Genomic DNA, 14,085 nt, shown 5'->3' with positions numbered 1-14,085 from the left:
CGTCTGTCTCAGAACTTCAAATTGGCGAACGCCCGCACGCCGAGGCCCGGCATCAGCACTTCGTCCTTGGTGTAGGACACCGAGTTGCGGATGTTCTGGTTGAGCAGGTTGTTGCCGGCGAGGCCAAGCGTCATCTCGCGCGCGCCGATCCATGACTGGCTGAGCTTGGTGTTGTAGGTGATCTCCGCGTTCAGCAGGTTGTAGCCCGCAGTCGGCGTCTCGCCGATCACAGCGATGTCGTTCTGCGCGAAAGCGTGCACCAGGTTGACGCGGGTGAACCAGTTGCTGTCGCGCCAGTAGACGCCGCCGCCGAGCCGCACCGGCGGAATCCGCGGCACGTTGCTGCCGTCGGTGAAGGTGGCGCGCACCACGTCGAACTGGTTCTCGATGCCCCAGATGCCGCCATTGAGCGAGCCGATGTCGAGCTGGCTCTGGAACTCGGCGCCGCGGAAGATCGCGTCGCGCTGCGAATAGACCGCCTGGCGTGCCTCGTTGTTCGGATCGCCATTGCCGCAGGAATCGAAATCCTCGCCGCACATCACGCCGGTCAGGCGGCGATAGATGAAATTGCTGAAGCGGGTGTAGTAGGCGGTGGCCTCGAAGCGGAACGGTCCGGTCGCCTTGCGCAGGCCGATCTCGACCGATTTCGCGGTCTCGATGGTCAGGTTCGGATTGCCGATGTCGAAGGTCGCGGTCGCATCATGCGCGCCGCGCGAGAACAGCTCCGCGGGCTTGGGTGCGCGCTCGACATATTGCGCCGTGATGCTGCCGACGAGATCGCCCGGCAGGTTCTGGATCAACCCGACGCTGCCGCTGACCGGCGTGTAGGACGGATTGCGCGAAACCGAGCTCTGCGGCGCGCCGTCGGGCAGGAAGTCGGCTGGGAAATCCGGCGTCGATCCATGTAGCTCGACATGCTCGATGCGGCCCGCGACCTGCGCCTTGGTCGAATCCGTGAACTTGAACTCGTTGAAGACGTAGCCAGCGACACGGTTGTTGTTGTTCGGGCTCCACAGGCCGTTGAACAGCGCGCCCGGATCGTCCGGGCTCGGCGCGGTCAGTTCTTGATGCCCGGCCTGCAGGCCGAACGCGGTGGTCACGGTTGCGAAGCGCGCGTTGAACGGCATCATCTGCACCTCGACGCGGGCTTCCTGCTCCTTGTTGGTGAAGGTCTGGCGCACGCCGTCGCTGGTCAGGTCGGCCGGATCGGCAAGCCCGAGCTCGTTGTGGCGATAGTCGGTCGCACCAACCCAGAACCGCACCGCGTCGATGGCCGCGGCATCGGGCCGGTACTCGCCCTTCACCGCGATCTTGGTCTGGTGCGCATCGATCCGGGTCTGGTGATCGGCGCCGTCTATGCCGGGAATGTGGTAGAGCGCGTCGTTCTGGGTGATCGCCGCGCCGATATAGCCGCCCATGAAGAAGTAGGATGCGCCGACCGAGGCGCCGTCCGACTGCGTGGCGGAGTTCGGCTGGCGGCTGTTCACCGCGCGGGTCTGGTCGAACAGATACGGATAGCTCGGGATGCTGTAGTCGCTGGTGGTGCGGCCATAGACGTCGGCATGGACGGCGACATTGTTGCCGCCGGCATCGAGCAGCATGCCGCCCTCGACACCGCGATTGACCGAGCTCACCGAGGTACGGGTCTCGACATTGAGGCAACCCGGCGCGCCTGTGTCGGCCAGCGGCGCCTTCACCGGCAATCCGTAGCTTTGGAATGGCGTCGCGGCGCAGGTCGGCATCGCGTCGGGGATGCGGTTGTTGGTGGCGCTGACCACGCCGCCGATCGAGGTCGAACCGTAGCGCAGCGCGGCCGGTCCCCGCACCACCTCGATCTGGTTGGTCGAGAACGGGTCGATCGGCACGAAATGATCCTCGCCGAGATCCGAGACGCCGCCACCGCCGAGACCGTTCTCGACGATGCCGACGCGGTTGACGTCGAGGCCACGGATGATCGGGCGGCTCGACGCGCCGGGCGCGAAGCTCGAACCGGTGATCCCGGGCTTGGAGAACAGCAAATCGCCGAGCGTGGCGCCGCCGGAGCGCCGCAGTTCCTCGTTGGGCACCACGGTGACGGTCGCGAACTGGTCGGTGACGACGGGCAGCACGCCCTGCTGCGGCGCCGGCGCCGCTGCCGCTTGCGCCGGTTGCACGGCTGCGGCGCGTTCGCGGTTGCGGCCGGGTGCAGCCCGGACCGTGTGAACCGGCGTGCGCGTCCGCACGGTGCGGTGCCGCTGGATCGGGCTTGGCGCCGTCACGGTGACGTCGGGGAGTTGCGTCGGCGGGTCATCGGCCAGCGCCGCGCCGTTCATTGCGCCAAGCAACAGCCAGCTCGCGCCTCCGATGTGGAGTGCTCGTTTCTTCTGAAGTGTCATTGTCCTGGTCCAGACCCCGTCGCAGCGACGGATCGATTCCGATTTGCCTCGGCAGTGCAGGCCGCAATCGTGACGCGGCCGTCCGCTCAGGGCGTGCAGCAATCAGTCGATGTCAGGACAGAGGAGGTGCGCGGGAGTGGAACGCCGCAGGTGCCGACTTCAGATGGACGAATTCGGCATTGGTGGTGCGGAACAGAAGCTCGACGGCCTCGGGCAGCAACAGCACCGGCGGCGCCGTGAACAGCATGCTGCTCGCGAGCGAGATGACGGCGCAGATCGAGCAATAGTCGGCCGGATGCCGGTCGTTGTCATGTTTGGCGGGCGGCTCGGTCGCGGTCACCTGGACCGCGAGGTCCGGCGTCGCCGCGGTCCCGATATAGGCGAGATCGAGCAGCGACAGGCCGGTCTGGACGGCGGGCGCCGCTTGCGCGGCCGCGATCGGGTGGAAGTGTCCGAACGACAGCACGAACTGGACGGCCAGCGCGAACAGCGCCAGCCGCGAGCCAGTCCTGACGTGTTTCCGGAACCACTTCATGCCTGATTGCGCCCACCCGATCGGGCGCGCGCCATTTCCCCAGGCGGTCCCGATGTTACATTATAACATCGGATGGCGGACGCGATGTCAACCGAGGTTCAGACATATTGTGTCGACGTGTTGCCGCTGTGTGTTTGCCGCAACGCGGATGGCGATTCGAAGAAAGCCATCCCGCTCTAGCGTCCCTCACGCAGCCAGGTTGCCGCGAATGCGCCGAGCAACAGCAGCAGGCCGACCAGGCCGGCAAACATCGGCAGCACGCCGACGCCCTTGACCACGCTGGCGTCGCGCATCTTGACGCCGAGCCAGCCGTCGCCACGGAAGATCGTCGACGAGCGCACCGGCACGATGCGCGGCATGTCGAGGCTCGAGCCGTCGACGATGCGCCGCGCGTCGCCGCCGGTCGCTTGCGCCAGCGGCTTCAGCATGTCGGTGGTCGAGGTGACCTCGGAGAATTCCTTCGGGTTGGTCGGGCCGACATTGATCAGCGCCTTGAGCGTGCCGTCGGTGGCCTGCCACAGGCCAAGCTCGTTCGCAGGCAGCGTGGCGCGCCACTCGCCGGGGTCGCCGGCGGTCAAGGTCAGTTCATGGGTGGCGCCGCTCGGCGACGTCACGGTAACCGGCGCGACCGTATCGGCCATGGTCTGGCGAACCACCGCGAGGTCCTTGCCCTGCACCTGCATGCGCAGCGCCTCTTCGTCGAGGTCAGGCTGCTTCATCAGCCAGTGCGACACCCGCCGCAACAGATCGAGATGCGGGCCGCCGCCTTCATAGCCGCGCGCCCACAGCCAGATCTGGTCGGACAGCAGCAGCGCGACGCGGCCTTCGCCGAACCGCGACAGCAGCAGCAGCGGCTTGCCGTCGGCGCCGGTCATCACCGGCGGGTTGATCGCGTTGCGGGTGTCGACGGTGCGGAAGAACCGGCTCCAATGCGGCGGCTCGGCATTCGAGCCCTCCAGCCCGCGGGTCACCGGATGGCGTTTCCCGGCATCGCTCAAATGCGCGTAGAACGGCTTCTCGGTGACGCCGACCGGCTCGGCCGGCAGCACCGAATCCAGCGGGGTGCGCCAGATGCTGGTGGTCGAGGCGTAGTCGGGACCGGCCGAGACCAGCACGGCGCCGCCGGAGCGGACATAGCGCGCGATGTTGTCGAAATAGGCGATCGGCAACACGCCCTGGCGGGCGTAGCGATCGAAGATGATCAGCTGGAATTCGTTGATCTTCTGCTGGAACAGCTCGCGGGTCGGAAACGCGATCAGCGACAGCTCGTTGATCGGCGTGCCGTCCTGCTTCTCCGGCGGACGGAGAATTGTGAAATGGACGAGATCGACGCTGGGGTCGGACTTCAGCAGATTGCGCCAGGTCCGCTCGCCGGCATGCGGCTCGCCGGAAACCAGCAGCACGCGCAGCTTGTCGCGCACGCCGTCGATCGCGACCACGGCGCGGTTGTTGACCGGCGTCAGCTCGTTCTCGAGCGGCGAGGCCTCGATCTCGACGATGTTGGGCCCGGCGTGCTTGATGTCGATGTCGACACTCGAGGTCTGACCGCTGGTCATCGTGCGCTCGTTGATCACCTCGCCGTCGCGGCGGATCGTGACCTTGGCGCGCTCGCCGCTGACGCCCTGGTCGTCGAGCCGGAACGTGATGGTCTGGGTCTGGCCGACGATGCCGAAGCGCGGCGCGGCCGTGACCGCGATGCGGCGGTCGCGCTCGTCCTTGCGGCCGGTGATCAAGGCATGCACCGGTGCCTGGAAGCCGAGCGCCTGGGCGTTGGCCGGGATATCGTGCACACGGCCGTCGGTGATCATGAACGCGCCGGCGACGCGCTCGACCGGAACATCCGATAGCGCCGACGTCAGCGCGCCGAACAGTTTTGTGCCGTCGGTTTCGCCGTCGGCCTGGCCGGCCTCGACGACGCGGACCTCGAGGCCCTTGATCTGCTTCAGGCTGTCGACCAGCGCCTGCCGCGCCTTGTCGGTCTCCTGGTTACGCGTGCCGAAATTCTGGCTCGGGCTCTTGTCGACCACGACGGCCGCGACCGAGGTCAGCGGCTCGCGATCCTCGCGGGTAAAGGAGGGATTGGCCAGCGCGAGCAGGATCAGCGCCAGGGCGGCGACACGCACCGCGGCGCCGCGCGCGCGCGACAGCAGCAGCAATGCCGCGATGACGACGATCGCGCCGAGCCCGAGCCACAGCACGATCGAGGGAACCAGCGGTGTGAAGGCGATACCGTAGTTCATATTATTGTCCCAGCCGCTCGATCAAAGCAGGCGCGTGCACCTGGTCGGCCTTGTAGTTGCCGGTCAGCGTGTACATCACGATATTGACGCCGGCGCGGAAGGCGAATTCGCGCTGGCGAGGCTCGCCCGGCGTCAGCGGCAGCATCGGCTGGCCGTCGGGGCGGATTGCCCAGGCGCCGGCGAGATCGTTTGAGGTGATGATGATCGGCGAGACGCCGTCGCCGCCGCGGGCCGGGCGCTGCGCGCTCTCCTCGTCGTCCTCGCGCGGCAGCGCCTCGACCCAGGTCTGGCCGGAGTTGAAGCGGCCGGGGAAGTCGCGCAGCAGGTAGAACGTCTTGGTCAGCACGTGCTCGCGCGGCACCGGCTCGAGCTCGGGCACGTCGAGGGTCGACAGCAATTCGCGCAGCGTCTGCATGCCCGGCGTCTGCGACGAACCATTGTCGCCCGGGGGTGCCTCGACCGCGTCGCGGGTGTCGAAGATCACGGTGCCGCCCTGCTTCATATAGGCGTCGATCTTGTTGATGGCGTCCTGCGGCGGCTTCGGCGCGCCCGGCACGATCGGCCAGTAGATCAGCGGGAAGAACGCCAGCTCGTCGCGCGCGGGATCGATGCCGACGGGATCGCCGGCCTCCAGCGCGGTGCGCTGACCGAGGAAAAGCGTCAGTCCGGACATCCCGGCCTTAACGATGGAGTCGACGTCGGCATTGCCGGTCACGACATAGGCGAGGCGGGTCTGCGACACCGCCTTGATGGCGAAGTCGTCGGCGGCGCTGTCGGCCCGTGTCGATGACGGCCCGAACACCACAAGCGCGAAGGCGAGCGCGATCACGGCGGGGGCGGCGCGGCGCCGGATCAGCGCGGCGAGGCCGCCGCCGAGCATCGCCACCACGATGGCATCGAGCAAGAACAGTGCCAGCGCGGTCGACAGCATGATGCCGCGCAGGTCGCGCGGTTCGGCATTGGTGTAGGTCGCATGCTTGGCGCGCAGGCCGGACGTATCGAGCGGCGCGATGCGGTCGGCGGAAGCCAGCGTGTTGACCGCGATCGGGCTCTCGGCGGTGCCGTAGAAGCCGGGCGGATGGTCCGCGGTGCCGCGGTCGCGATAGTCGGCCGACATCGGCTTGGCAGTCGCCGGCGGCGGCCCGAAGGCGCCAAAACCGTCGAGCGTGCGCAGCGGCGCCACCGTCTCGGCATTGGGATCGCTGGCGACGCCGGGCCCGGGCTTCGAGGTATAGCCGGACATGTCGATCAGCCGGCGCAGCATCTCGACGAAGGTGCCGGACATCGGCAGATCGGACCAGCGCATGTCGGCGCCGACATGGAACAGGCTGACCACGCCCTTGCCGCGATGCTCGCCGGTGACAAGCGGGGTGCCGTCCTCGAGCGAGGCCCAGCTCTTGGTCGCGAGCACGGCGTCGGGCTCGGCAAGCACCTGGCGGCTGACGGTGATGTCCTTCGGCACGGTGAGGCCCGCGAACGGACCGTCGGCGGCGAACGAGGCCATGTGTTGCGGCTTCTCCCAGGTCAGGCTGCCGCCGAGCGTGCGTCCGCCGCGGCGCAGCTTGACGGGGACGAGGTCGTCATCGGCCTGGGCGAGGCGAGGGCCGGCGAAGCGCACCAGCACGCCGCCTTGCTCGATCCAGGCGTTGAGGCGGTCGCGGATCTCCGGCGACAGCGTGCCGACGTCGGCCATCACGATCATCGGCAGCCGCTGATCGAGGAATTGCCCGATCACCTGCTGCGGCGCGCCGCGATCGCCGAGCCTGACATCGGCGAACGGCGACAGCGCGCGGGACAGATAGAAGGTCGAGGCCAGCAGCGGCTGCGCGGTGTCGTTGCTGGCACCCGAGACGACGCCGATGGCGCGGCGGCGCCAGCGACGGTCGAGCAGCTGCACGGCGCCGGCCGAATGCTCGCCGGCGATTTCGAGCCGCGCGATGTCGTTGCGCAATTCGACCGGAAGATCGAAGGCGGCTTCGGTCTCGCGCTCCTGCGGGCCGAATGCGTAGCGGGCCTCGCCGATCGGCGAGCCCTTGGCGTCGACCGCGCGCACCGTTCCGGCCGCGATGCCGCTCTCGGTGCGCAGCACCTTCACGGTCATCTTGGCGGCGGCGTTCTCGGCCGCGACCAGCGCTTGCGCCGATTGCGCGCCGCCGGCATAGATCGTCAGATTGCGGCTCTCGATCACCTTGCCGAGACCTTCGGTGAATTCGCTGCCGCGGCCGGTGTCGACGCCGTCGGACAGCCAGGCGATGTCGCAGTCGCCGGTCGATTTGAGGAAACGCCCAAGCGTCGCCAGGGTTTCGACGCGATCGATCGAGTAGGGTTTTGGCGCGAGCTGGCGCAGCGCGACGCGCGCGGCGCCGGCCGGCATCAGCGTGATGTCGCGCGCAGGCTCCGACAGCGGCACCAGCGCGACGCCGCGGCGATCGCTGTCGGCATTGGCGATCAATTCGTCCGCCGCCTTGATCCGCGCATCCCAGCTCGAAGCGGCGCTCCAGCCGTCGTCGAGCAGGATCACCAGCGGCTGTTTGCCGGCGGCAACGCCGGTCTGCGGATTCCAGATCGGGCCGGCGGCGGCGAAGATGACGAGCGCGGCGGCGGCGAGCCGCAGCAGCGTCAGCCACCACGGCGTGCGTGACGGCGTCTCCTCCTTCGGCGCGATGTCGAACAACAGCCGCGTCGGCGGGAATTCGACCCGGCGCGGCCGCGGCGGCATCACGCGGAGCAGCCACCACAGCACCGGCAGGCTGACCAGCCCCAGCAGCAGCAGCGGTTCGGCGAAGGAGAGCGGGAGCCCTGCGATCATGCGCTGCGTCCCGCCTTGACGGTTGAGCGGCCGCCGCCCTTGCTCACCATCATGCCGGCATGCAGGAACAGCAGCAGCTCGGCCGCGGAGCGGCTTGTGGTGTGGGTCGAGAACAGCCAGTCGAGCCGGTTGGTCTCGGCGCGGATCTGGTCGCGATGCAGCGCGACGCGGGCGACATAGTCGCTCGCCCAGCTCTCGGCGCGGCCCGCGGTGATGACGCTGCCGGCCTCCGGCTCGACGAATTCGACGCGGCCGGAATAGGGGAAGGTCTCTTCGGCGGGGTCGACCACCTGGATCATGGTGCCGTGCGCGCCGGAGGAGGACAGCCCGCCCAACATCGCCGTGATCTCCGCGATCGGCGACCAGAAATCCGACAGCACGACGATCTCGGCCAGCGACGACGGCACGAAGGACGGCGGCAGGCTCGCGCGCGTCTGCTCGTCGTGCAGGATCGCTTCCGCCATCTTGTCGATCACGTTGAGGCTTGCGGTCGGGTTCATCAGGCCGGGAATGCCGACGCGTTCGCCGCCGGCGACGAGCAGTTCGGCCAGCGCGAAGGCGACGATCAGCCCGCGCTCCAGCTTGCTGTCGCGCGCGTCGCGTGAGGCAAAGGCCATCGAGGGCGAGCGGTCGGCCCAGATCCACACGGTGTGCGCGGCCTCCCACTCCTGCTCGCGGACATAGAGGTGATCGTCGCGTGCCGAGCGGCGCCAGTCCACGCGCTGCGCCGGCTCGCCCGAGACGAAGCGGCGGTATTGCCAGAAATTCTCGCCCGCACCGGCGCGGCGGCGGCCGTGCAGGCCATGGATGACGTTGGCGGCGACACGGCGGGCCTCAAGCACCAGACGCGGCAGCGACGCGGCGAGCGTTCGGCTTTCGCCATCGGCACGTCGGACCGCCAGAATCTCCTCGTTCAGATGCCTGTTGTCTGCCGCCATCAACCGATCCGCGTCTTCAGCTGCTTGATCACGTCCGGAATGGTGCGGCCCTCGGCGCGCGCCGAGAAGGTCAGCGCCATGCGGTGCTTGAGCACGGGCTCGGCGAGATCGAGCACGTCGTCGATCGACGGCGCGAGCCTGCCGTCGAGCAGTGCACGGGCGCGGACCGCGAGCATCAGCGACTGGCTGGCGCGGGGACCCGGTCCCCAGGCGATCAGCTTGCCGGCCTCGCCGCCCTCGGTGCCGGGGCGCGCCGCGCGCACCAGCGTCAGGATCGCCTCGACCACGGAATCGCCGACCGGCAGCCGCCGCACCAGGCGCTGCGCCGACAGCAGCGTCTCCGCGTCCATCGACGGCTTGGCCGTTGCCTCTTCGGCGCCGGTGGTTTCGAACAGGATGCGCCGCTCGGCGTCGCGATCGGGATAATCGACGTCGATTTCCATCAGGAAGCGATCGAGCTGTGCTTCGGGCAGCGGATAGGTGCCTTCCTGCTCGAGCGGATTCTGCGTCGCGAGCACGTGGAACGGCTTCGGCAGGTCATGCCGCGCGCCGGCAATGGTGATGTGCTGCTCCTGCATGGCTTGCAGCAGCGCCGACTGGGTGCGCGGGCTGGCGCGGTTGATCTCGTCGGCCATCAACAGCTGCGCGAACACCGGACCCGAGATGAAGCGGAACGAACGCTTGCCGGCCGAACTCTCGTCGAGCACTTCGGCGCCGAGAATGTCTGACGGCATCAGGTCGGGCGTGAACTGGATGCGCTTGGCGTCGAGCCCGAGCGTGACGCCGAGCGTTTCGACCAGCTTGGTCTTGGCGAGACCGGGCACGCCGATCAACAGCGCGTGGCCGCCGGACAGGATCGTCACCAGGGTGTTTTCGATCACCTGGTCCTGGCCGAAGATCACCGTGGAGACCGCTTCCTTGGCGGCCTTGATCTGGCCCGCGACCTGTTCGGCCGAACGGACGATCACATCCTCCAGTTTCTCGACGCTGTCTGCACCGGCCATTCGATCCGCTCCTTCTTGACGATGCGTGTGATTCCCGCGTCGTCACCACATGGCTCGCATGCTAAACCTGTGCGAAGGCCATGTATTCGTTGAATTAAACTATCCCCACCTTATCGGTATTTCAGGGTATGAACGGCATCACGATGTGGCGAGAATGACATCCCGACCACATCTCAGGATACGTGCACCAAATGTGCCAGATTGAGGGTAGGAAACTTTAAGGCAAACAATGGCGAAGCAAGGGCAGAGCGATTCCGGCAGTGAAACTACGGGGCTCGAAACCAAGCCTCTTGGAGGCAAGGGCCTCGAAGGGTTGACCCATGCTGCCAATCAAGCTGCGACATCGGGTCCTGCCGGACGCAAGGGCCTGCCGCCGGTTCACCTGTGGAATCCGCCATTCTGCGGCGATCTCGACATGCGAATCGCGACCGACGGCACCTGGTTCTACATGGGAACGCCGATCGGCCGCCCCGCGCTGGTGCGGCTGTTCTCCACGATCCTGAAGCGCGAGGACGGCAAGCACTTTCTCGTGACACCGGTGGAGAAGGTCGGCATCCGCGTCGACGACGCGCCGTTCCTTGCCGTGGAAATGCAGACCGAGCAAGACGCGCGCGGCAGGCTGCTCAGGTTCCGCACCAATGTCGACGATTGGGTCGATTGCGAGAAAGGCCACGGGCTCAGATTCGAGGCCGCCGAAGACGGCGGATTGACGCCCTATCTGCACGTCCGCGCCGATCTGTGGGCGAAGGTGACCCGTGCGCTCTACTACGATCTGGTTGACATGGGCGAGCAGCGGATGGTCGATGGTCAGGAGATGTTCGGCATCGAGTCCGGCGGCGAGTTTTTCGCGATGGCCGACGCCAGCCAGGTGAGGGACGCACTTTGAACGAGCCGTTGCTGAAGGTGAAGCCGGCGACGATCAGCTCGACGGAATTCTTCGCGCGGGCCCGCACGCGGCTCAATTTCGAAGTGCCGCCGGGCCTGGTCGATCCGCATATCATTCCGCGCACAGGAGATTCCGGCAACGACCGCATGCTCGAGATCGTCGCCCAGGAGCAGCCGGTGCGGCCGGCCGCGGTGCTGATCCCGGTGGTCGATCATCCCGAGCCGACCGTGCTGCTGACGCAGCGTTCGCCCCATCTGTCGAGCCATGCCGGCCAGATCTCGTTTCCCGGCGGCAAGATCGACGCCATCGACGCCTCGCCGCTCGATGCCGCGCTGCGCGAGGCCTGCGAAGAAGTCGGCCTGAAGCGGGAATTCATCGACCCGGTCGGCTATCTCGACCTCTATGGCACTGCGTTCGGCTTTCGCATCCTGCCGACGGTCGCCAAGGTGAAGCCGGGATTCACCCTTGAGATCAACGAGGCCGAGGTGGTCGATGCGTTCGAGGTGCCGCTCGCCTTCCTGATGAATCCGGAGAATCATCAGATCCACACCAAGGAATTTCGCGGCATGGACCGGTCCTATTATGCGATGCCGTTCGCCGAGCGCTACATCTGGGGCGCGACCGCGGGCATCCTGCGTGTGCTGTATGAGCGGATCTATCTGTCATGATCCGCACGGTGTTGACCGAGATCGGAATCTTTCTGGTCCCTTTCGCGGTCTATGCCATCTTCCTCATCGCGACGCGGTCCGGCGTGACGCTGCCGGCGTCATGGCCGCTCCACATGCTGGCGAAGCTGACGCTGGCGGCGCTGGTGATGGTCATCGTGAGTTTCGTGCTGCTGGCCGAATTGACCGGCGCGCCGCCGAACTCGACCTACGTCCCCGCCCATATCGAGAACGGCAGGCTGGTGCCGGGAGCTGAGAGATGAGCGAGGTGCGCCTGTTGTCCGACGCGCCATGGCTCGCTTCGGGGCCGGCGGCGCGCGTGCTCGGCCTGCTCAATGCCGACGGCGAGGAGGCGCGGGTGATCGGCGGCGCCGTGCGCAACGCCTTGATGCGGATTCCGATCGCCGACATCGACATCGCCACCACGGCACCGCCGGAGGAGGTGATCCGCCGTGCCAAGCGGGCGGTCATCAAGAGCGTGCCGACCGGCATCGAGCACGGCACGGTGACCCTGGTGGTCGACGGCCAGCCCTTCGAGGTGACGACGCTGCGCGAGGACACCGAGACCTATGGCCGCAAGGCCAAGGTGGCGTTCGGGCGCGACTGGGTGCGCGACGCCGAGCGGCGCGACTTCACCATCAACGGCCTGTCGGTCGACGCCTCGGGCGTCGTGCACGATCACGTCGGCGGCCTCGCCGACATCGAGGCGAGGCGGGTGCGCTTCATCGGCGATCCCGCGCAGCGGATTGCCGAGGATTACCTGCGCATCCTGCGCTTCTTCCGTTTCCACGCCGCCTATGGTGCAGGTGAGGTTGATCGTGCCGGCTATCTCGCCTGCATCAGCGGGCGTGCCGGACTTGCCGGTCTTTCGGCGGAGCGCATCCGCATGGAGATGCTCAAGCTCGTGATCGCGCGTGGCGCCGCCGGCGCGGCGGTCGCGATGGGCGATGGCGGATTGCTGCTGCCGCTGTTCGGCGGCGTCGCCTATACCGGGCCGTTCGCGGCGATGATTGAGATCGAGCAGCTGATGGGGCTCGCGCCGAGCGCGATGCGGCGGCTCGCCGCGCTGACGGTCGCCGTGACCGAGGACGCGCGGCGCATCGCAAGCCGGCTGAGGCTGTCCAACGCCGAGGCCAAGGCGCTCGATTCGATGGGCCATCGCTGGTGGCGTCTGCCCGGCATGGACGAGGCGCATGCCAAGCGCCGGCTCTACCGGCTCGACGAGGAGCCCTATCGCGACCGGCTGCTGCTCGCCTGGGCGCGAACCGGCGCGGGCCGCGATGTCGAGCAGTGGCGTGCGCTCGCCACGCTGCCGCAGCGCTGGCGCGCCCCTCACTTTCCGTTGAGGGCGTCGGATTTCATCGCGCGCGGGATTGCCGAGGGACCGGCATTGGGGCATGTCCTGACCTTGGCCGAGGATGCTTGGCTAGCCGCGGATTTCCCGCTGGATCCGCAGGTGTTGTCTGGCATCGCCGACCAGACCGTTTCCCGTTTCACCCGCGACCATCGGCTTTGAATTTCCTCACCGGCTTCGCAGACATCTCACTCCTGCAAATCCTGCTCGTCGCAGCGGTTGCGCTGTTTGCTTCGGTGATCGGAGGCCTCGCAGGTTACGGCACCGGCGCCTTGATGCCGCTGGTGCTGGTGCCGATGGTCGGCGCCGAGCCGGTGGTGCCGATCATTGCGATCTCGTCGATCTTCACCAACACCAGCCGCTTCGTTGCCTTCGTCAGATTTGCCGACCGCCGCAAGGCGATCATCGTGATCGCGGCGGCGCTGCTCTCTACCGCACTCGGTGCCTATGGCTATACGCGGCTGACCGGCGCCGGCGCCTCGCTGGTGATCGGCACCATGCTGATCCTGAGCGTGCCGCTCAGACGGCTGTTGCGCAAACACAGCGTCAGGATCGGCGAGCGCGGCCTTGCGGCAGGCGCCGTCGGCTATGGCGTCGTGGTCGGCGGCACCGCGGGCTCGGGAGTCATCCTGCTGTCGTTGTTGATGGCGGCGGGGCTCGAAGGCGCGGCGGTGGTCGCAACCGACGCGGTGATTTCGCTCACAAGCGCCGCGGTCAAGATTTCGGTGTTCGGGTTGGCCGGCGTCATCACCGCGCAGGTGATGGCGCTTGCGCTTCTGATCGGCCTGGTCGCGATTCCCGGCGCGTTCCTCGCCAAGGCCTTTGTCGAGCGGATGCCGGTGCATATCCACACCGCGATCCTCGATGCCGCCGTGATCACCGGCGGGGCGGTGATGATCGCGAACGTGCTGCGCGCATTTTGACGGGAAGCGGAAGCGATGCCGCCGGCACCTGCCGGGCAGCATCGCACCAACAGATCTCACGCCGCCTTGCGCTTCTTCTTGCGGTCGCCGTCGTCGTCCTCGTCTTCGTCGTCCTCTTCTTCCTCGTCGTCGTCTTCGTCCTCGTCGTCTTCCTCTTCATCGTCTTCCGGATCGATTTCGGTCGACTCGAGCGCGACAAGCGGCAGGGTTTCGCGAAACAGGTCGCCGTCCGTTCCCATCCACAGGCACTCGACCTTGTCTTCTTCGACTTCCACCACCGTGATCGGATGGCCGCCGGACTTCAGCATGACGACATCGCCTGGTTTCAGTTCCATGATTTTCCCTCCGCGCTGGAT

Annotated in this window: 12 protein-coding genes; 5 read left to right on the top strand and 7 right to left on the bottom strand. The window is 67.3% G+C overall.

The window, feature by feature from the left end; translation table 11 throughout:
* Nucleotides 1-8 precede the first annotated feature (8 nt).
* From BRSPCE3_RS16585 to BRSPCE3_RS16560, 6 genes are all read right to left on the bottom strand, one after another.
* Nucleotides 9-2,375: a TonB-dependent receptor gene (locus tag BRSPCE3_RS16585; RefSeq protein ID WP_244067001.1), complete on the bottom strand. Its 2,367-nt coding sequence runs from the start codon at nt 2,373-2,375 to the stop codon at nt 9-11.
* A 112-nt stretch (nt 2,376-2,487) separates the two neighbouring features.
* On the bottom strand, nt 2,488-2,910 hold the full coding sequence (locus BRSPCE3_RS16580) for a DUF2946 family protein (protein ID WP_244067000.1): 423 nt from the start codon (nt 2,908-2,910) through the stop codon (nt 2,488-2,490).
* 176 nt (nt 2,911-3,086) lie between these two features.
* Entirely contained in the window at nt 3,087-5,150 is a 2,064-nt protein-coding gene (locus tag BRSPCE3_RS16575; RefSeq protein ID WP_244066998.1) for a hypothetical protein, read from the bottom strand.
* A gap of 1 nt (nt 5,151) precedes the next feature.
* Nucleotides 5,152-7,956, bottom strand: a complete 2,805-nt coding sequence (locus BRSPCE3_RS16570) for a DUF4159 domain-containing protein (RefSeq protein ID WP_244067261.1) — start codon at nt 7,954-7,956, stop codon at nt 5,152-5,154.
* Complete coding sequence (locus BRSPCE3_RS16565) at nt 7,956-8,897, bottom strand: DUF58 domain-containing protein (protein ID WP_244066996.1); 942 nt, start codon at nt 8,895-8,897, stop codon at nt 7,956-7,958. The genes BRSPCE3_RS16570 and BRSPCE3_RS16565 overlap by 1 nt, the downstream gene beginning before the upstream one ends.
* Nucleotides 8,897-9,901 carry a MoxR family ATPase gene (locus BRSPCE3_RS16560; RefSeq protein ID WP_244066995.1) on the bottom strand — a complete coding sequence of 335 codons (1,005 nt, stop codon included), beginning with the start codon at nt 9,899-9,901 and terminating at the stop codon, nt 8,897-8,899. The genes BRSPCE3_RS16565 and BRSPCE3_RS16560 overlap by 1 nt, the downstream gene beginning before the upstream one ends.
* Nucleotides 9,902-10,130: 229 nt before the next feature.
* Here BRSPCE3_RS16560 and BRSPCE3_RS16555 point away from each other — a divergent pair, with 229 nt between their 5' ends.
* From BRSPCE3_RS16555 to BRSPCE3_RS16535, 5 genes are read left to right on the top strand one after another with little or no spacing between them, the layout of a single operon-like run.
* Entirely contained in the window at nt 10,131-10,787 is a 657-nt protein-coding gene (locus BRSPCE3_RS16555; RefSeq protein ID WP_244066994.1) for a DUF1285 domain-containing protein, read from the top strand.
* Between the two features lie 32 nt (nt 10,788-10,819).
* Nucleotides 10,820-11,455: a CoA pyrophosphatase gene (locus BRSPCE3_RS16550; RefSeq protein ID WP_375709921.1), complete on the top strand. Its 636-nt coding sequence runs from the start codon at nt 10,820-10,822 to the stop codon at nt 11,453-11,455.
* Nucleotides 11,452-11,715, top strand: coding sequence for a DUF6111 family protein (locus tag BRSPCE3_RS16545; RefSeq protein ID WP_244066990.1), 264 nt, complete (start codon nt 11,452-11,454; stop codon nt 11,713-11,715). Before BRSPCE3_RS16550 ends, BRSPCE3_RS16545 begins: the two co-directional genes overlap by 4 nt.
* Nucleotides 11,712-12,968, top strand: a complete 1,257-nt coding sequence (locus BRSPCE3_RS16540) for a CCA tRNA nucleotidyltransferase (RefSeq protein ID WP_244066988.1) — start codon at nt 11,712-11,714, stop codon at nt 12,966-12,968. The genes BRSPCE3_RS16545 and BRSPCE3_RS16540 overlap by 4 nt, the downstream gene beginning before the upstream one ends.
* Nucleotides 12,965-13,729 (top strand): TSUP family transporter, encoded by a 765-nt coding sequence (locus tag BRSPCE3_RS16535; protein ID WP_244066986.1) that lies wholly within the window; start codon nt 12,965-12,967, stop codon nt 13,727-13,729. Before BRSPCE3_RS16540 ends, BRSPCE3_RS16535 begins: the two co-directional genes overlap by 4 nt.
* Nucleotides 13,730-13,785: 56 nt before the next feature.
* Here BRSPCE3_RS16535 and BRSPCE3_RS16530 read toward each other — a convergent pair whose 3' ends face one another.
* Nucleotides 13,786-14,064, bottom strand: coding sequence for a DUF2158 domain-containing protein (locus tag BRSPCE3_RS16530; protein ID WP_244066984.1), 279 nt, complete (start codon nt 14,062-14,064; stop codon nt 13,786-13,788).
* Nucleotides 14,065-14,085 lie beyond the last annotated feature (21 nt).

It is taken from the genome of Bradyrhizobium sp. Ce-3 (assembly GCF_022835695.1).
Lineage (GTDB): Bacteria > Pseudomonadota > Alphaproteobacteria > Rhizobiales > Xanthobacteraceae > Bradyrhizobium.
This window is presented reverse-complemented; position numbering and strand designations above follow the sequence as displayed.